Below are 17,446 nucleotides of genomic sequence, written 5' to 3'. Positions count from 1 at the left end.
AGCAGGTCAGGCGGGGCAGTCAGGGGATGCGCGCGCCGGGCACGGTTCCGTCCGGCACGGGATCCGCGCTGGCGCGCCGCGGCGGGCAGACCGCGTCGATGAGGTGGCGGGTGCGGGCGGCCGGCGGCGCACCTCGTACGGCCAGCTCGAAGACGCCCAGGCAGAAGACCGAGAGCACCACCAGGTCGACCCAGAACGGGATCACGCCCCGGCCGCCGAACTGACCGAGCCAGGAGATCAGGACCACTCCGCCGAGCCAGGGCGCGATCCACAGCGCGGCCCGCCACTCCAGCGCGGGCCACCGGTCGGCCGGCTGGGTCGCGCGGTACAGGGCGAAGACCACGAAACCGACGACGATCGCCGCCGCGAGCTTCCGGTCGTTCTCCCACCCCGACCAGTAGACGATCATGTTGGAGGCGACGAACGCCGCACGGGCCAGCACGTTCGCGGCCGGCAGCCGGTACGGCCGCGGCCGGTCCGGGTCGGTCCGGCGTAGCACGATCAGCGCGATGGGCACGAATCCGTACATGACGAACGTGGCCGAACTGATCAGCCTGACCAGCTGCTGCCAGCTCGGGAACGGCAGGAACATCAACAGGCCCACGACACAGGCGATCGCGATGGCGACGACGGGCGTCCCGTGGCGGTTCAGCCGGCGCAGGGCGCTGGGCAGTGAGCCGGTCTCGCCGAGCGAATAGGCCAGCCGGGACGACGTGCCGACGTAGATGAGCGCCGTGCCGCCCGGGGAGACCACCGCGTCGATGTAGAGGAGCGCGGCCAGCCAGGTCAGGGTGAGCCCCTGCGCGAGGGTCGCGTACGGCCCGTAGTCCCCGGAACCGACCGGATGGGACCAGCCGTGGAGGAGCTGCGCCGGGTCGAGCGCCCCGAGGAACGCGATCTGCAGTGCCAGGTACAGGCCGGTGCCGAGCAGGGTAGCGATGATGATGGCCCGCGGGATGTCCCGGGCGGGGTTGCGGGCCTCGCCGCCCATCTGCACGGCCTGCTCGAAGCCCTGCAACGCGAACACGACACCGGCGGGCAGCGCCGCGAAGATCCCGTGCGCCCCGAACGGCGCGAAGCCCCCGCCGGCGTGGAAGTTTCCCGGCTGGAACGAGACCACGCACAGGGTCACCACGGTGAGCAGCGGAACCAGGAACTTCCAGACCACGGTGACCGCGTTCGTCGCGGCGAGGCGTCGCACCCCCAGGACGTTGATCGTGGTGAACACCAGCATGGATGCGGCGCCGATCGCGAGCCCGGTTCCGGTAAGGGTGCCGTCCTGCCTGATCAGGCCGGGAAACTCGTTGTTCAGGTACGACAGGGCGGCCTCGACCTCGATCGGAGCGAGCGCCACCGCCTGGATCCAGGCCAGCCAGCCGGCGGTGAACCCGGCGAGCGGGCCGAGGGCGAGATGGGTGTAACGGGCGCTGCCGCCGGCCACCGGGTAGGTCGCCCCCAGCTCCGCGTGCACCAGCGCCAGGATCATCACCAGGACGCCGGCCATCATCCACGCGACGATCGCCGCGGGGCCGGCGGCCTGGGCGGCCGTGAGCGCGCCGAGCAGCCAGCCGGAGCCGATGATCGATCCGAGCGAGACGAAGGTCAGCGCGCTCAGACCCATGTGCGGGCGCAGCGCGGACGGTCCCGTGCTGCCGGATGCGGTGTTGGTCGGCACGGTGCCGCCGGCTGGCGTGCCGGGTGCACTGGCCCGGCCACGCGGGCTGGTCGGACGGCTCTCGTGAATGGACACCCGTCCTCCCGCCCGACGACGTCGCCGAATCAGCCCGGCCTGGCTCAGACCGTGCGGTCTGGCCCGGGCCTCTTACGGCTGCCCGCCGAGCGGCCCGGACCGCCAGTGTCAGCCGGATCCCGGCGGCGCGCCCGCCGAGCCTGGCTCGTTCAGGGGTCCGGCCGTGCCCCCTCCGCAGGCACGCCAGCTCCGACGAACGGTCACAGCGAGTGCGGGGGACGGCTCCGGAGCGCTGTCAGGACGCTGGTTCCGGATGGGCGTCCAGCCAGGCCGCGGCCGCGGGGGAGAGCTCGGGGCGGCTGCTGCCGGGCGGGTGCCAGATCAGCCCGCGGCGGGCCAGCGGCCGGGCGGCCACCGTGACATTCTCCTCACCGAGGGTGTAGCGATCCGAGTAGGGCCCGCGCCGCCAGCGGTACACCACTCGGCGCGCGGCCACCGCCCGCAGAATGACGGCCTCCTCCGGAGTGACCCTGACGGTCATCGCTGCCTCCTCACACTCGGCTTGCCCTGACTATGCCCCCAGGCGCCGTGTTGTCCGGCCGGCCTCGTCGGGTCGGTGTCGCCTTCATCCGCTTCGTGCCACGACCTGGTCCTCCGACCTGCACCTATTCGGTCGGCGAGCCGTCTGACCTGCGATTTTCGCTTTCAGGCAAGGGTGGCGCGGCCAGTCCGAAGAACCGCCCAACGGGTGCCCTTGACGCGGGCGGTGTCTGCCAGATCATTTGGCGCCCAGCGGGGGAAGGGCATCCGCCAGGAGTGGCCGGGCCAACCCCGCCCCGCTGGCAGCTGCCGATGGTCCTCGACATGCGCAAGGGCGCGGCTCAACCTATTGAGCCGTAGCCTCGGCGCACTGTTTACGGGCGTCCACCGACGTCCATCTGTGCAGGCAGCAGGCTCGGTGATGTCCACCCACGTCCATGGCCGTGTGCCCGGGTTGCAGTGCAACCGCAGTACGGGGCTCGGCTGGTCACGGCCACAGGGCGTTCGCCCATCTCATCGATGTCCTTTCCGCGGGCTGAGGGACTTCGGAAGTCGTACTGCCTCGGCAGACGCCGCACGACGAGCGATCACGACGCCGGCGCCGCCGGCGAAGCCCTGGAGCAGCCGAAAGCCGGTCAGCGTGCCCATTCCCGGTGCCAGCGCGCACAGCGCGGACATCACGGCGAAGGCTCCCACGCCGATGATCAGGGGCTGGCGCCGTCCGAACCGGTCGCTGACCGGTCCCACGACGAGCTGGCCGAGGGCCAGCCCCACCAGGCAGGCCGTCACCGTGAGCTGGGCCGCCGAGTCGGTCGCGCCGAGGTCGTCGGCGAGCTCGGGCAGCGCCGGCAGATACAGGTCCGTGGCCAGCGGGCCGAACGCCGACAGCGCGCCGAGGACGATCAGGACACGGCCCGAGACCGAGCTCTGCACCACAGGGAACCCTTCAGCACGAACAGCTGGATGTGCGGTGGGTGACTCCCCGTGGTCAGCGGTCAGGCGCCGTCAGACCGAACCGTGGGAACCGATCCACCTCCTGCGCGGTACGGAATGCCGCTGACCATGCAATCACGCGACTGAGGTGGCGTTTCGGTTGTTCTGCTCTCCGGAACGGTGACGTGCGTTTCGTTACTCTTCGCGACGAAGCGCGGGGGGCGGTCGCAGGGCCAGGCCGAGAAGGCCAGGCCGCGGAGGTCAGGCCGAGGAACGGATGACCAGTTCTGTCGGGAGCACGACCGCGGACGGATCCGCGTCGGCCCCGGAACCGGAACCGGCCCCGGCGCTGTCGTTGATGCGCCGCAGCAGCAGGCGCACCATCTCCTCGCCGAGCCGCTCCACCGGCTGGCGGATGGTCGTCAGCGGCGGGTCGGCGTACGGCGCGAGGGCGGTGTCGTCGAAGCCGACCACGGCGACGTCGGTGGGAATCCGTCGCCCGGCGGCCCGCAGCGCCTGCAGCGCGCCTAACGCCATCAGGTCGGAGGCCGCGAACACGGCGTCCAGCGTCGGATGCTCGGTGAGCAGCCGTTCCATGGCGGCCCGGCCACCGGCCTCGGTGAAGTCGCCGGTCGCGATCCAGTCGGCCGCCCCGGGCAGGCCGGCCGCCTGCATCTCCTCGGTGTAGCCGCGCAGGCGGTCGACACCGACGCTCATGTCCTGCGGGCCGGCGATGGTCGCGATCCGGCGCCGCCCGGCCGTGACCAGGTAGCGCACCGCCAGCCGTGCGCCGCCGACGTTGTCGGCGTCGACCGAGTCGACCCGGTCGTCGGTCAGCAACCGGCCGGCCATGACCAGCGGCACGCCGGCTTTCGAGACCGAGGTGGCCAGCTCGTCGTCGCCGTGCAGCGAGATCAGCAGCACCCCGTCGACATGCCCGTTGCCGACGTAGCGCAGGGCCCGGTCACGCTGCGGGTCGCCCTGGATCTGAATCAGCACCAGCTGAAGATCGGTGCTGGTCAGCGCGTGGTTCACCCCCCGCAGCATGCTGGCGAAGAACGGGTCGGCGAAGACGGTGTCCGACCGTTCATGCATGATCAGCGCGATGGTGTCCGTCCGGCGGGTGACGAGGCTGCGGGCGGCCCGGTTGGGCACGTAGCCGAGCTCGGCGATGGCGGCGTTGACGGCGTCGCGGGCCTCGGGGGAGACCCGCTCCGAATCGTTCACCACCCGCGACACCGTCGCCCGGGACACCCCGGCGAGCTCGGCGACCGCCTCCAGGGTCGGCGCCCGCCGCTGCTGCTGTACGGCGGCGGCGGGCGCGTCCGGGGCGGCGTGTTCAGGCGTCACGGATTCCCGTTCGTCTTTTCGTCGGCGGAAGCGTTCATCCCGCGGTGCTCCCGGATGAGCCGCGAGTACCACAGGCCGCTGGACTTCGGCGTACGGGTCAGCGTTTCGAAGTCGACGTGCACGACGCCGAACCGCATCCGGTACCCCTCCGCCCATTCGTAGTTGTCGAGCAGTGACCAGACGAAGTATCCCCGAACATCAACACCGTCCTGGGTCGCCTGCCGGACCACATCGAGATGACTCGCGATGTACCGCAGGCGTTCCGGGTCGTGCACGGTGCCGTCCGCCGCCACGGTGTCGGCGTACGCGGCGCCGTTCTCGTGGATGTAGAACGGAACCCCGGGATAGTCCCCGCCGAGCCGGTGCAGCAGCGCCAGGAAGCTGCCCGGACGGACCGGCCAGCCCAGCTCGGTCACGTCGTCCGTGGTGACGACCCTGGTCACGTTGTCGGCACCGGCGAACGGTGTCGGCTTCGGCGACGGATCCGGTCCCGGCGTCACGATGTGCGGCGCGTAGTAGTTGACGCCGATCCAGTCCACCGGCGTGGAGATGCGGTCCAGGTCGCCGTCCTGGATGGGCAGCTCCGCGCCGTCGCGGGCGAAGTCCTCGATCACGTCGGTGGGGTAGGTGCCGTGCAGGATCGGGTCGAGCCAGAGGCGGATCTGCTGCCCGTCCACCAGCCGGACGGGGTCGTCCGCGCCGGGGATGTCCTCGAGGCCGGGCGGCGGCTCGGCCGGGATCAGGTTGAGGGTCACGCCGACGTCACCGGCACCGCGCTCGCGCACCACGGCCGCACCCAGCCCGTGGGCGAGCAGCAGATGGTGCACCGAGCGGACGGCGGCGGTGGCGTCCTGGACGCCGGGCGCGTGCCGGCCGGTCAGATGGCCCTCGAACGCCGAGCACCACGGCTCGTTGAGCGTCGACCAGTGCCGGACCCGGTCCCCGAGCGCGCCGACGACATGCTCGGCGTAGTCGACGAAGCGCAGGGCCGTGTCCCGGTTCGGCCAGCCGCCGGCGTCCTGCAACGGCTGCGGCAGATCCCAGTGGTAGAGCGTCACCCATGGGTCGATGCCGGCACCGAGCAGCTCGTCGACGAGCCGGTCGTAGAAGGCCAGCCCACGCGGGTTGACCGGGCCCGAACCGGTCGGGACGACCCGCGGCCACGCGACGGAGAACCGGTAGGCGCTCAGGCCCAGCCGGGCCATCAGCGCGACATCCTCGGGATACCGGTGGAAGTGGTCGGTGGCGACGTCCCCGTTCTCGCCGCCCTGGACCTTGCCGGGGGTGCGGGCGAAGACGTCCCAGATCGACGGCCCCCGCCCGTCCACGTCGTAGGCGCCCTCGATCTGGTAGGAGGCCGTGGCGGCGCCCCAGACGAAATCCGCCGGCAGGCCGGCGGCGATCCGCGTCGCCAGCTGGTCTGCGGTCGCCAGTTGGTTCGCCGTCGCCGGGTCTGCCGTCCGAACAGGGGTGTGGGTCATCGGATTTGCGCCGTGGATACTCCGGCCCTCAGGCCGGAGAGGAAACGGTGCCCCACGCTGGAACGCATGAGCGAATCCCTTCTGTAGAATAGGATCATGTCCCGCTATCGGCTTGTTCCGGCACCCGAACAGGTCGCCGGACTCGAAGAGCACTGCGGGCATGCACGGGTCGTGTGGAATCTGTGCGTGGAACAGCAGTCGTGGTGGACCCGCTACCGGGGTAAGGCGCCATCCCATCTGGAACGGTGCCGGCAATTGACCGACGCGCGCGCCGCGTTCGACTGGCTCCGCGCCGGATCGCAAACCGTCCAACAGCAGGCCCTGCGGGACTACGATCAAGCTCTGCGGAACTTTTTCGGTGGCTCCCATCAGCGGCCGACCTTTCGGAAACGCGGCCAGTCCGAAGGTTTCCAGATCGTGGGGAAGAACGCCCGGGTCGAAAAGCTGAACCGGCGCTGGTCCCGATGCTGGATACCGAAAGTCGGCTGGGTGAAGTTTCGGCTGTCCCGGCCTGTTCCCGACTTCAAGTCGTACCGGATCACCCGTGACCGGGCTGGCCGCTGGCATGTCGCGTTCACTGTGGTCCCGGAGTCGATCCCGGCGCCGGGCACTGGTGAGGCGGTCGGGGTCGACCGGGGCGTAACGGTGTCCGCGGCGCTCAGTACCGGTGAGCTGCTGTCCTGCCCCGGGCTGCGGCCAGCAGAGGCCGCGCGGCTGGCGCGGCTGCAACGCCGCCTCGCCAAGGCGAAACGGGGCTCGAACCGGCGCCGCCGTCTCAAGGCCAGGATAGCCCGGCTGAAAGCCCGGGAAACCGACCGACGGAAAAACTGGGCCGAGGAAACCTCCACCGATCTCGCCCGACGCTTCGACCTGATCCGCGTCGAGGACCTGCGGATCGGGAACATGACCCGGTCGGCCCGGGGCTCGGTCGACCAGCCTGGCCGGAACGTGCGACAGAAAGCCGGGTTGAACCGAGGCATCCTTGCCAACGGCTGGGGCCTGCTCGTGCAGCGTCTGGAACAGAAAGCCCCCGGCCGAGTCGAACGCGTTCCGGCCGCTTATACCAGTCAGCGTTGCTCGGCCTGCGGGCATGTGGCGGCGGAATCGCGTGAGAGCCAAGCGCGGTTCCGCTGTGTCGCCTGCGGGCATACGGCGAACGCTGATGTGAACGCAGCAGTGAATATCGCCGCGGGACGCGCGGTGGCTGCGCGGGGAGGCACGCCGTTGGGCGTGCCCGTGAACCGCGAACCTCAACAACTCGCACCCCCTTCCCTGGTGGGTGTGTAGGAGTTGGAATCCCCCGCCTTCAGGCGGGGGAGGACGTCAACCTTTCACCGCGCCTTCCATGATTCCGCCGATGATCTGGCGGCCGAACAGGGCGAATATGACCAGAACGGGAATCGTGCCGAGGGCGGTGCCGGCCAGGACCAGAGTGTTGTCCCGGTAGTGGCCGGACGCCAGCGTGCTCAGCGCGACCTGCACCGTCGGGTTCTCGGCGTTGAGCACGATCAGCGGCCACATGAAGTCGTTCCACGCCTGCATGAACGTGAGCAGGCCGAGGACGGCCATCGCCGGGCGCAGCGCGGGCAGCGCCACATGCCAGTAGAGCCGCAGCGTTCCGCAGCCGTCCATGCGGCCGGCTTCCAGCAGTTCGTCCGGCACCGCCTGGATGACGCTCTGCCGCATGAAGACGACCCCGAAAGCGGTCACCGCGGTGGGCAGCACGACGGAGATCAGCCGGTTCCCCCAGCCCAGCTCCTGCATCTCGATATAGAGCGGGATGATGCCGAGCTGGACCGGCACCATCATGGTGGAGACCACCACGAGCAGCAGAGCGTTTCGGCCGCGGAAGTTCAGCTTGGCAAACGCGAAACCCGCCAGCGAACAGAACAGAAGAGTGCTCAGGGTGATGGACCCGGCGACGATGACCGAGTTCATCAGAGCCTTGCCGAAGTTGACCGTGTCGAAGACCCGGGCGGCGTTTTCGAAGAAGTGCCCGCCGGGCAGGAACGGCGGTGGCAGCTGGCCGACCACGTCGTTGGTCCGGGACGGGATCATGAAGGTCCAGTACACCGGGAACGCGGAGATGATGACGACCGCGAACAGGAGCGGATAGCGCAGCGGGCCGGAACCCTCGCCGGAGCCGCGGGTGGAACGGCGGGTGGAGCCGCGGGTGAAGCCGGTCACCGGGATCCCCCTGTCAGTCGGGATGTGCCACGGGTCACGAAGTAGGCGCCCGCGGCCAGTGCCATGGTCACCAGGAACATCACCCAGGCGATGGCGGAGCCGTAACCGAAGTTGTGCAGCCGGAAGCTCTCCTCGTAGAGCAGCAGCGCCAGCGTCTGGAACTGGTGGCTGTTGCCGCCGGAGACGCTGCCCGGCGAGTTGTCGAACAACAGCGGCTCGGTGAACAGCTGTATCTGCCCGATCACGGAGATGAGCGCGGTGAAGGCGATGGTCGGGCGCAGCGCCGGCAGGGTGATGTGCCACAGCTGGCGCCAGGTGCTGGCACCGTCCATGGCGGCGGCCTCGAAATGCTCCTTGGGGATCGCCTGCATCGCGCCGAGGTAGATCAGCGCGTTGTAGCCGGTCCATCGCCAGATGACCATCGACGCAATGGCGATCTTGGATGTCCACTCGCCGGCCTGCCAGTTGATCGGGTCCAGGCCGACCGTGTCCAGCAGCCAGCTGATGAGGCCGAACTGGCGGCCGAAGATCTGGCTGAACACGATGGTCACCGCGACGATCGAGGTGATGTTCGGCAGCAGGACGCCCATCCGGAACAGCGTGCGCGCCCGCAGCCGGGTGTTCAGGATGTGCGCGAGGATCAGCGCGAACGCCAGCTGGGGAACCGACGACATCGCCATCAGCAGGAAGGTGTTGCCGACCGCGTTCCAGAAGAACTCGTCCGAGAACAGGTCGGCGTAGTTCCCCAGGCCGATGAACTTCGCGGCACCGGGGCGGAGCATGTCCCGGTCGGTGAGCGAGATCCAGGCGGTGTAGACCATCGGGAAAAGCCCGAAGGCCGTGAAGATGACGAAGAACGGGGCGATGAGCCAGTAGGGGACCGTCGCGCGCCCGACGCGCCGGAACGTGCTGTGCGGCCTGGGTTGCCGCTGGGGCGCCTCCCGCGCGGCTGGCGCGGATTCGGCCGCGCTCTCCGTCGGGTGCGCGGGGGTCGCGATCGTCATCGGCAGCTCCCTCCTTTCCGCTGACAGGGCCCACGGGCTGTTCGCCGTCCCGAACGACACCGGCTGGGACGGTGCCGTTCGGAACGGTGCTGTTCGGGTGGTGCCGCGGTGTTGTTCGGGTCTCAGGCCTCAGCGGGCGGCGCGTTCCGCCTCTTCGACCGACTCGGAGAAGGCCTTGTCGGCGGCCTGGTTCTCCTGCTCGATGCGCTGGATTCCGTGTTCCATCGCCTGCCGGATGGCCCCGTGCTTCGAACCCTGGTACTGCGGCTCCAGGCTGATCGCGGACTCGCCGAAGATCTTCCCGGTGGGCGCGTCATCGAAGAACGGGTTGGTGAAGGACTGCACCGCCGAGTCCTTGATCGAGGTGACGCTGGACGGGAAGTTGCCCGTCTCCTTGAAGATCCGGGTCTGCTGCTCCGGCGCGGTCAGGAAGGAGACCAGCTCGTAGGCCAGGTCCTTGTGGTCGCTCTGCGCCGGAATCGTCAGCCAGGAGCCGCCCCAGTTGCCGCTACCCCCGGGAATCGAGGCGATGTTCCACTTCCCGGCCGTCTCCGGCGCGTTCTCCTTGATGTAGCCCTGCATCCAGGCCGGGCAGGTGATCGTCGCGAAGGTGCCTTCCTTCATCGCCGTGACCCACTCGTCCTCGAAGGCGACCAGCCCCGCGGACAGACCGTCCGAGATGGCCTTCGCGGTCGCGTCGAAAGCGGTCTTGACCTTGGGGTTCGACCCGACGATCACATCGGATGTCCCGGTGGCGTAGTAGCTCTCGTCGAGCTGGAAGATCTGCGCGTTGTAGATGTTGGTGCCGGCGTCGAAGAACTTCACCCCGGTGTTCTTCGCCGCGAAGTCACGGCCGGTCTTGAAGTAGGCGTCCCAGGTCGGCCAGAGCGCGCTGACCGCCGCCGGGTCGCTGGGCAGGCCGGCGGCCTCGAGCAGGTCGGTGCGATAGCACATCGCGAGCCCACCGACGTCGGTGCCGAGACCGATCTGGGTCTTGCCGTCCGCGGACAGCGACGCCGACCACTTGAACGCGGGGTAGTCGGCCTCCCGATCACTCGCGCCCAGGTCGTTCAGGTTGACGAACTGCTCCGGCGTCGCCTTCAGCTGCGCGATGAACCCCTCGTCGACCGCCTCGACGTCGGCGGCGCCGGAGCCGGCCGCCAGGTGGTTCACCAGGTTGTTGTGATGGTCGTTGTACTCGCTGACGGTCTCGACGATCTCGACGTCGGGGTGGCTGGCCTCGAACTCCTTGTACAGGTCCGTGTACCCGAAGACGCCGAACGTGTTGATGGTGAGCTTGGTCTTCCCTCCGTCGTCGCCTCCGCAGGCGCTGGTGGTGGATAAGACCATGGCCAGGACGGCCGTCCCGGCCATGGCCATAAGGCGGCCCTGCCGTGCCCTCATGAAGCCCTCCCTCTGGCTTCACACTCACCGCACTGATCGCGTGTGAGCGCTCTCATGGCTTCGAAACTGTGGGCCCCGGTTACGTCGCTGTCAAGTATTGGTCACTGGTGGATGTACATAAAACTTTCTGTGTCGGTGTGACTACCTGAAGGAGTTGGCGCCGAGTGCCGCCGAAGCTCTGGACGGGCCAGGCCGCTCGTGCGAATCTGGGGCCTCGGTGCGTCGACAAGGGCGTCGGAACCTCCCTCTCCGAACGTCCACCACGGCCGGTCGCGCGCCGTGGCCGCGCTGCGTCCTGCGTCGGCCGTGCCCTGCGCGGGCTGTGTCCAGCGCGTGGGTCTGTGTCCTGTGCGGGCTGCGCTGAGCGTCAGCGTCCAAGGGAAGAGGGAGCCCCATGTCCACGATCGAGTTGCGTGACGTCACCCTGACCTACGACGACCGGCCGACCCTGGAATCGCTCAACCTCGTTGTCGAGGACGGGGAGTTCCTGGTCCTCATCGGTCCGTCCGGCAGCGGGAAGACGACCGCGTTGCGGATCGTCGCCGGTCTGCTCGCGCCGACCGCCGGTCAGGTCCTCGTCGGCGGCAGGGACGTCACCGACGTCCCGCCGGCGGACCGTGATCTCGCGATGGTCTTCCAGAACTACGCCCTCTACCCGAACATGACCGTGCGGCGGAACATGGAGTTCGCCCTGCGGCTGGCCAAGGTCGACCGCGCCGAACGCGACCGGCGGGTCACCGCTGCGGCCGAGATCCTCGGGCTCACCGACCTGCTCGACCGGCGTCCGAAGGCACTGTCCGGCGGCCAGCGCCAGCGCGTCGCGATGGGGCGCGCGATCGTCCGCCAGCCCCGCGCGTTCCTGATGGACGAACCGCTGTCGAACCTCGACGCCAAGCTGCGGGTGCGCGTCCGCGGCGAGATCGCCCGCCTGCAGCGCTCGCTGGGCACGACGACGCTCTACGTCACCCACGACCAGACCGAGGCGATGACGATGGCGGACCGCATCGCCGTGCTGCACGACGGGCGCCTGCAGCAGCTCGGCACACCGGACGAGCTGTTCAGCCACCCGGCGAACGTCTTCGTCGCCACGTTCATCGGCAGCCCGCCGACGAACCTCGTCCCGGGGCTGCTCTCGGAGTCGCCCGGCACCGGCTCGCTCGAGCTGCGGGTCGGCGACCAGACTGTGGAGGTTCCGGCCGCCATCCGTGCGGGCCTGGCCGCGCCGACGGGTACCGAGGTGACCATCGGCGTGCGGCCGCACGACGTCCAGACCGAGCCCCCGGCCGGCCCCGCGCTGATCTTCGACGTCGAGGTCGACCTGATCGAACGCCTCGGCACCGAGACCCTCGCCCACGGGGCGGTGCCGTCGGGCCCGCCGACCAGCCCGGAGACCTGCCGTTTCACCGCCGCGCTGGACCCTCGGACGCCCGTCACCAGCGGCGGCAAGCTCAGGCTCTACGCCGCCGTCGACCGGCTGCACCTGTTCGACGCCGCCACCGGCGACACCCTGCGCCGCGCGGCGGCGTTGCAGGCGGTCGCCTGACATTGCGCACAGCACATGCCCAGGCCTCGCCACCGTGGCCTGCGGGCCCGGATCCGATCTCGGATCCGAACTCGGGCCCGCGACGGCCGCGGCGCTCGCCGGGTGGGTGCCGGCCGGAGAAGGCTTCAGTGCTCGTGGCGTGTGGTGGCCGCCTCGGGATGTTCGCGGAGCCAGGCGATGCCCGCCCGGCTCTCGTCATTGATCGGGGTGTAGACGATCACTCGGGTGCCGGGCTGGTACGACAGCTCGAGGTTCGTGGAGCGGGTCGCGATGTCGGCGATCCCTGAGTAGCGGAAGATCTTGTTGCACGGCCGTGGCGGGACCACGTCATGGCTGGCCCACAACCGGGCGAACTCGGGGCTCGCCGCGCACAGGCGGTGGACGAACTCCTGCCATTCCGGTTCGCCGAGGTGCTGGGTGTAGCGATAGCGGAAGATCCCCGCGTGCTCGGCGGCCAGCTCCTCGCTGTTCACGATGGGGTTGCAGGCTGGCGGGGCGGTGAAGGTGAACCAGATGGAGTTGCGCTCGCTGACGGGCGCGTTCGCCAGGCAGGGGACCAGCGCCGCGAAGGTGGCGTTGAAACTGAGTACGTCGGACCGTGCGTTCACCAGCGCCGCCGGCAGCGGGTCCAGCCCGTCGAGGATCGTGCGGATGTCCGCTGGGATGCCGGTGGTCTCCTCGTCCGCCGCGGGATGCGGCTGAGGCGTGTCGGCCAGTCGGTAAAGGTGCTCGCGCTCGGCCGGGCCGAGGCGCAGGGTGCGGGCGACGGCGTCGAGGACCTGCGGGCTCGCGTTGATGGGCCGCCCCTGCTCCAGCCAGGTGTACCAGGTGACGCCGACCCCCGCGAGCTGCGCGACCTCCTCGCGGCGCAGCCCCGGTGTGCGGCGGCGGGGCCCCGGCGGCATGCCGACGTCGTCGGGGGTGATGCGCTCGCGCCGACTGCGCAGGAAGAGGGCGAGATCCGATCGCCGCCGCTCGGCCCGCGGCCTGATCGGGAGCACGGGAGCCACCTGTGCCACCTGATCCACCTGAGGCACGGCAGCCGGCGTGGGGCTGGGCTGCGTCGTCACGTTCTCAGCGTGCCGGGCTTCGGCCCGGCGTGCCAGGTGCTGCCAGTACCAGTATCACGGGGCTCTCGTTACCAGTACCGACGCACGCCCAGGATGTTCCTCATGGTCAATGCACTGCGCAGTCCCGCCACCGAGGAACGGCGGACGCCGCCCACACCGCAGCGCGCCGCGGGCGCGCTGCTCGCCGTCCTTCTCCTCGGCCAGTTCATGTCCGTGCTCGACAACAGCATCGTGAACGTCGCCCTGCCGACGTTGCGGGCGGACCTGGACGTCTCCGGAGCCGGGCTGCAGCTGGTGGTCGCGGGCTACGCTGTGGCCTACTCGGTGCTGCTGATCACCGGTGCCCGGCTCGGTGGAGTGCTCGGCCATCGCCGGGCCTTCCACCTGGGCCTGGTCAGTTTCACCCTGACGTCGTTGGCGTGCGGTCTCGCACCGGGCACGACGTCACTGATCGTCTTCCGCTTCCTGCAGGGTGCCAGCGCGGCCCTGATGACGCCGCAGACCATGAGCCTGATCCAGCGGAACTTCACCGGTGAGGCACGGCTGCGCGCGCTGGGCTTCTTCTCCGCGATGATCGCCGGCGGTGTCGTCGCCGGGCAGGTGGCGGGAGGCCTGCTGGTCAGCCTGGATCTGTTCGGCGCCGGCTGGCGGACGGTCTTCCTGGTGAACGTGCCCGTCGGCCTGGCGCTGATGGTCGCCGGCCCGCGAGTCATCCCGCCGGATGAGCCGGAGGGCGACGTCGACCTCGACCTGCTCGGCCTCGTCATACTCGGCGCGGCCGTCCTGCTCTTCGTGATGCCGCTGATCCTGGGGCACGAGCTGGGCTGGCCGGCCTGGACCTGGGCCTGCCTGGCCGCGAGCGTCGTGGTGTTCGCGCTCTTCGTGTGGGTGGAGCGTGGCCTTGCCGCCCGCGGCCGGCGTCCGCTGCTGTCGGTGCGCATGCTGCGCGCTCCCGGGCTTCGCCCCGCCGCGGTCATGCTGCTGCTGGCGCCCGCGACGTGGGCCGGCTTCCTGTTCACGACCACGCTGCACCTGCAGGGCGACCTCGGGATGAGCGCGCTGAAGTCGGGTCTGGCGTTCGTCCCGTGCGTCGTGGCGTTCGGGGCGGTCGGGCTCAGCTGGCAGCGGGTCCCGGCGCGGTGGCACGCGAACCTGATTCCGGCCGGGTTCGCCGTCGCCGCCGTGGCCTACCTGTTCGTCGGCCCGCTCGCCGGTGGCGGCGTGGGTTACGAGCTGCTGACCGCGCTGATCGGGTTCGGGCTGGGAGTCATGTCGATCATCATGTCGGTGGCGCTCGAGGGGGTGGCACTCTCCGACGCGGCCGACGCGAGCGGGCTGCTGCTGACCCTGATGCAGCTCGGGCAGGTCGTCGGCGTGGCCGGCGTCGGCACGGTGTTCCTCACCGCCGTGGGCGACGGTGGGTCGACCCGCCACGCGGAGTACGGCACGGGCCGGGTCCTGGCCGCCGTCGCGCTGGTCGCGGTCGTCTCCGCGTTGCTGCTGGTGCGGGACCGCCGCCGCGGCCGGGTGGGCCAGGCGCCCGTGGCCGTTCGCCCGTGAGACGCGAAGGCGCCCGCCCCCGGTGAGGGGACGGGCGCTTTCGCACTGCCCTGCTGCGAATGGGTGTTACTCGACGTCCATCAGGGTTACGGGACGTCCACCACGGGGCTGCCGGGGCGGCAGCGGTCGGGAAGCGGCTCGGAGCCACACCCGGTGAGGATCCGGATGATCTGCGGGTCGTGGTCGCTGGCCTGGTCGGAGAACTCGGCGTTGATGTGCACCACACCGTAGGAGTAGCCCTTGATGGTCGGGCTGATCAGGATGTGGTCCAGCGTCTGCGAGTTGCCGTCGAACACGTAGCTGTACCGCTCGTTCACGGGCAGGTCGTTGATCAGCGGCTTGAGCAGCGCACCGTTGTCGGTCAGCGTCGCCAGGGTCGGGCTGAACTGGTAGTCGTTGATGTCACCGAGCACGACCACGCGAGCGGTGTTGCCGCTCTTGGCGGCCAGGTCGGCGACGAAGTTGCGGACCTCGGTCGCCTGGCTGGTCCGCTGGGTCTCGGAGCTGCGGGCCGGCGGCTGCACCGCGGCGGTGAGCGGGTAGTCGCCGCCCTTGCTGTTGAAGTGGTTGGCGACGACGAACAGCTGCTTGTCCCCGTCGTACAGGAACTCGCCGACCAGCGGCTTGCGGCTGGTGCTCCACGCGGAGCTCGTCGGGTTGATGCGGCCCGGCGACGCCGACAGGTAGATCTGGTTGCTGGTCGGGCGCACCTTGAGCACGCTCACGGCCGTGTTCGCGTCGCCGCCGGCGCGGTCGACGAAGGTCGTCCGGGCCGGGTTGAACAGGAACACCTGGCGGATGTTGCCACCGGGGGCGCCGCCGTCCGTGCCGTCGTTCGGGTCGATCGAACGCCAGGCGTAGGTCGGGCCGCCGGCGGCCACGATCGCCGCGATGAACTTGGCGACGGTCTGGTCGGCGGCGACGACGCCGTCGTTGACCGTGCCGTTGTTGTCCTGGATCTCCTCCAGGGCGAGGATGTCGGGCTTGCCGAGGTTCACGACGACGGCCTCGGCCAGCCGCGCGAACTTGGCGTCGGAGTCACCGGCGGTGAGGTTCTCGACGTTGTAGGTGGCGATCGACAGGTCGCCGGTCTTCTTCGGCGGGGTGACCTTCTGCCGCTTGAGGCCGCCGTCGGTGATGGTGCCGAGGGTGGTGGCCTGGATGACGTACCCGCCGAACGACTGGTAGTCGACGACGCCGACCGAACCGGCCGCGAGGGTGGAGCCGACGTTCGCGGCGGGGGCGCCGTCCAGGGCCTGCAGCATCAGCCGGCCGCTGTTGGGGTCGTCGTAGGAGACGTACGCCGAACCGCCGCGCGGGGTCTGGTTCTGGGTCGGCTTCAGGGTGACCCACAGCTCGCCGAACTCGGTGTTCACCGGGCTGATGAGGCGGGTGTCCTGGGCGACGGTGACCCGCATGCCCTCGTGGATCTCCAGCCAGTCGAGCACGTAGGAGCTCGGCTCAAGCGGCTGGGCCTCGAGGGAGCCCGTCTTGGTGAAGGCGTCGGGGAAGCTGACGGGGATCGGCGCGGGAAGCGCGTTGCCGCTGCTCAGCTTGCTGGTGGCGATCGGTCCGCCGAGCTCGGTGAGCGACTGCGCGCCGGCGGCCGGGCGGTACTCGGTGACCCGGCCGGTGGTCAGCACCGAGTCGCCGATGGCGACGGCGGGTGAGGTGCTGCCGGTGAAGACGAAGATGCCTTCGCTGGTCAGCGGGTCGGCGTCGGCCGTCAGATCCTGCATCCAGTAGCCGCGGGAGCTGCCCGTGGTGCGGACGGCGGTCACGATGCCGGGCACGTTGGTGACGCTCTGGCCGACGATCGGGGAGATCCGGCCGCTGCCCTGGATGTCGTGGATCCGGGTGCTGCCGGGGGTCGGGCCGGTCGGGCCGCCGCCCGGGTCGTCGGTGGCGGTCACGGTGGTGCCGGCCGAGTTGGTGGCCTTCGGCACGCCCGCGGTGAAGTCGACCGAGTTGTTGTCGGTGTCGGCCAGGGAGCCACTGCGGGCGCCCGCGGTGGTGTTGGTCAGGCCGGGCGCGGCGAGGGTCTCGACGTTGGCGGTGGCGCCGTAGCCGACGAGGTCCTTGACGTTCGGAGCGGTGGAGCAGGAGATGCCGCAGCCGACCAGCGGGATGGTGTTCGTGACCAGGGCGACGACGCCCGAGGTCGCGGACATCGGGATGCTGCCCGTCGCGTCGGGGGTCGGCAGGCTGAGCGTGCCGGCGGCGCCGGCGGCCTGCTGGACCAGATACCGGCCGCCGGCCGGGATCGAGCCGTGCAGGGCGGTCAGCTGGAAGACGGCACCCGCCGCCGAGGCGTACTGGATGGACCAGCCCTCGACGCTGATCGGGCTCGCCGTGAGGTTCGCCAGTTCGATGAAGTCGTTCTTGATGGTCGCGCCCGAGTTGCCGCCTCCGCCGTAGACGGCGGAGACGACGACGTCGGCCGAGAGCGCGTTCGCGGGACTGGGTAGGGCCGTCAGGGTGGCCGCGACCATAGCCGGCAGGCTCGCCGCCGTGATCAGGCGGCGTGCGCTGAGTTTTGCCACAGGTGTTCTGCTCCTCAGGGAAGATTCTCCCCAGGAGCATGGTGGGCTTCGTGACCTGGTGGAAGTGCGGTTTTAGGCGAACTGCCGCGATCGTCCTAGATGTTCCCCTTTTCTTTCCGGAGCGTTTCGCTTCTGGTGGGG

13 protein-coding genes are annotated in these 17,446 nt (G+C 70.0%); 3 read left to right on the top strand and 10 right to left on the bottom strand.

Annotated elements, in window-relative coordinates; translation table 11 throughout:
- Positions 1-19 precede the first annotated feature (19 nt).
- The 5 genes from ACG83_RS01510 to ACG83_RS01490 form a co-directional block, all read right to left on the bottom strand.
- Entirely contained in the window at positions 20-1,750 is a 1,731-nt protein-coding gene (locus ACG83_RS01510; RefSeq protein ID WP_054564354.1) for an APC family permease, read from the bottom strand.
- A 235-nt stretch (positions 1,751-1,985) separates the two neighbouring features.
- Entirely contained in the window at positions 1,986-2,231 is a 246-nt protein-coding gene (locus tag ACG83_RS01505; RefSeq protein WP_054564353.1) for a hypothetical protein, read from the bottom strand.
- Between the two features lie 512 nt (positions 2,232-2,743).
- Positions 2,744-3,166 carry an MFS transporter gene (locus ACG83_RS01500; RefSeq protein ID WP_054564352.1) on the bottom strand — a complete coding sequence of 141 codons (423 nt, stop codon included), beginning with the start codon at positions 3,164-3,166 and terminating at the stop codon, positions 2,744-2,746.
- A 258-nt stretch (positions 3,167-3,424) separates the two neighbouring features.
- Positions 3,425-4,444 (bottom strand): LacI family DNA-binding transcriptional regulator, encoded by a 1,020-nt coding sequence (locus ACG83_RS01495; RefSeq protein ID WP_369812862.1) that lies wholly within the window; start codon positions 4,442-4,444, stop codon positions 3,425-3,427.
- A 65-nt stretch (positions 4,445-4,509) separates the two neighbouring features.
- Entirely contained in the window at positions 4,510-5,994 is a 1,485-nt protein-coding gene (locus ACG83_RS01490; protein WP_083472961.1) for a GH1 family beta-glucosidase, read from the bottom strand.
- 96 nt (positions 5,995-6,090) lie between these two features.
- Here ACG83_RS01490 and ACG83_RS01485 point away from each other — a divergent pair, with 96 nt between their 5' ends.
- Positions 6,091-7,281 (top strand): RNA-guided endonuclease TnpB family protein, encoded by a 1,191-nt coding sequence (locus tag ACG83_RS01485; RefSeq protein ID WP_054564350.1) that lies wholly within the window; start codon positions 6,091-6,093, stop codon positions 7,279-7,281.
- Between the two features lie 36 nt (positions 7,282-7,317).
- On the opposite strand, the gene ACG83_RS01480 is transcribed toward ACG83_RS01485, so the two are convergent.
- From ACG83_RS01480 to ACG83_RS01470, 3 genes are all read right to left on the bottom strand, one after another.
- The gene (locus ACG83_RS01480) at positions 7,318-8,181 is read right to left on the bottom strand and encodes a carbohydrate ABC transporter permease (protein ID WP_054564349.1); all 864 of its coding nucleotides are present in this window, start codon (positions 8,179-8,181) and stop codon (positions 7,318-7,320) included.
- Positions 8,178-9,185 carry a carbohydrate ABC transporter permease gene (locus ACG83_RS01475; RefSeq protein ID WP_054564348.1) on the bottom strand — a complete coding sequence of 336 codons (1,008 nt, stop codon included), beginning with the start codon at positions 9,183-9,185 and terminating at the stop codon, positions 8,178-8,180. The genes ACG83_RS01480 and ACG83_RS01475 overlap by 4 nt, the downstream gene beginning before the upstream one ends.
- A gap of 129 nt (positions 9,186-9,314) precedes the next feature.
- Positions 9,315-10,589, bottom strand: coding sequence for an ABC transporter substrate-binding protein (locus ACG83_RS01470; RefSeq protein ID WP_200931257.1), 1,275 nt, complete (start codon positions 10,587-10,589; stop codon positions 9,315-9,317).
- Between the two features lie 394 nt (positions 10,590-10,983).
- On the opposite strand from ACG83_RS01470, the gene ACG83_RS01465 reads away from it, so the two are divergent.
- Entirely contained in the window at positions 10,984-12,132 is a 1,149-nt protein-coding gene (locus tag ACG83_RS01465; protein ID WP_054564347.1) for an ABC transporter ATP-binding protein, read from the top strand.
- Positions 12,133-12,257: 125 nt separating this feature from the next.
- On the opposite strand, the gene ACG83_RS01460 is transcribed toward ACG83_RS01465, so the two are convergent.
- Positions 12,258-13,142 carry a helix-turn-helix transcriptional regulator gene (locus ACG83_RS01460; protein ID WP_235497509.1) on the bottom strand — a complete coding sequence of 295 codons (885 nt, stop codon included), beginning with the start codon at positions 13,140-13,142 and terminating at the stop codon, positions 12,258-12,260.
- A 162-nt stretch (positions 13,143-13,304) separates the two neighbouring features.
- Between ACG83_RS01460 and ACG83_RS01455 the strand changes: the two genes are divergently transcribed.
- Entirely contained in the window at positions 13,305-14,762 is a 1,458-nt protein-coding gene (locus tag ACG83_RS01455) for an MFS transporter (protein WP_076823619.1), read from the top strand.
- A gap of 86 nt (positions 14,763-14,848) precedes the next feature.
- Here the strand turns inward: ACG83_RS01455 and ACG83_RS01450 are convergent, their stop codons facing one another.
- Entirely contained in the window at positions 14,849-17,305 is a 2,457-nt protein-coding gene (locus tag ACG83_RS01450; RefSeq protein WP_235497507.1) for an endonuclease/exonuclease/phosphatase family protein, read from the bottom strand.
- Positions 17,306-17,446 lie beyond the last annotated feature (141 nt).

It is taken from the genome of Frankia sp. R43, from assembly GCF_001306465.1.
In the GTDB taxonomy this organism is placed as follows: domain Bacteria; phylum Actinomycetota; class Actinomycetes; order Frankiales; family Frankiaceae; genus Parafrankia; species Parafrankia irregularis.
Note: the sequence above shows the minus strand (reverse complement) of the source record. Positions and strands in the feature narration are given on the sequence as shown.

Bases quoted from the DNA above. Each gene is read 5' to 3' on its own strand.
- ACG83_RS01505 (WP_054564353.1), bottom strand. From the start codon at position 2,231: ATGACCGTCAGGGTCACTCCGGAGGAGGCCGTCATTCTGCGGGCGGTG.
- ACG83_RS01455 (WP_076823619.1), top strand. From the start codon at position 13,305: ATGGTCAATGCACTGCGCAGTCCCGCCACCGAGGAACGGCGGACGCCG.
- ACG83_RS01465 (WP_054564347.1), top strand. From the start codon at position 10,984: ATGTCCACGATCGAGTTGCGTGACGTCACCCTGACCTACGACGACCGG.
- ACG83_RS01470 (WP_200931257.1), bottom strand. From the start codon at position 10,589: ATGAGGGCACGGCAGGGCCGCCTTATGGCCATGGCCGGGACGGCCGTC.
- ACG83_RS01490 (WP_083472961.1), bottom strand. From the start codon at position 5,994: ATGACCCACACCCCTGTTCGGACGGCAGACCCGGCGACGGCGAACCAA.
- ACG83_RS01485 (WP_054564350.1), top strand. From the start codon at position 6,091: ATGTCCCGCTATCGGCTTGTTCCGGCACCCGAACAGGTCGCCGGACTC.
- ACG83_RS01475 (WP_054564348.1), bottom strand. From the start codon at position 9,185: ATGACGATCGCGACCCCCGCGCACCCGACGGAGAGCGCGGCCGAATCC.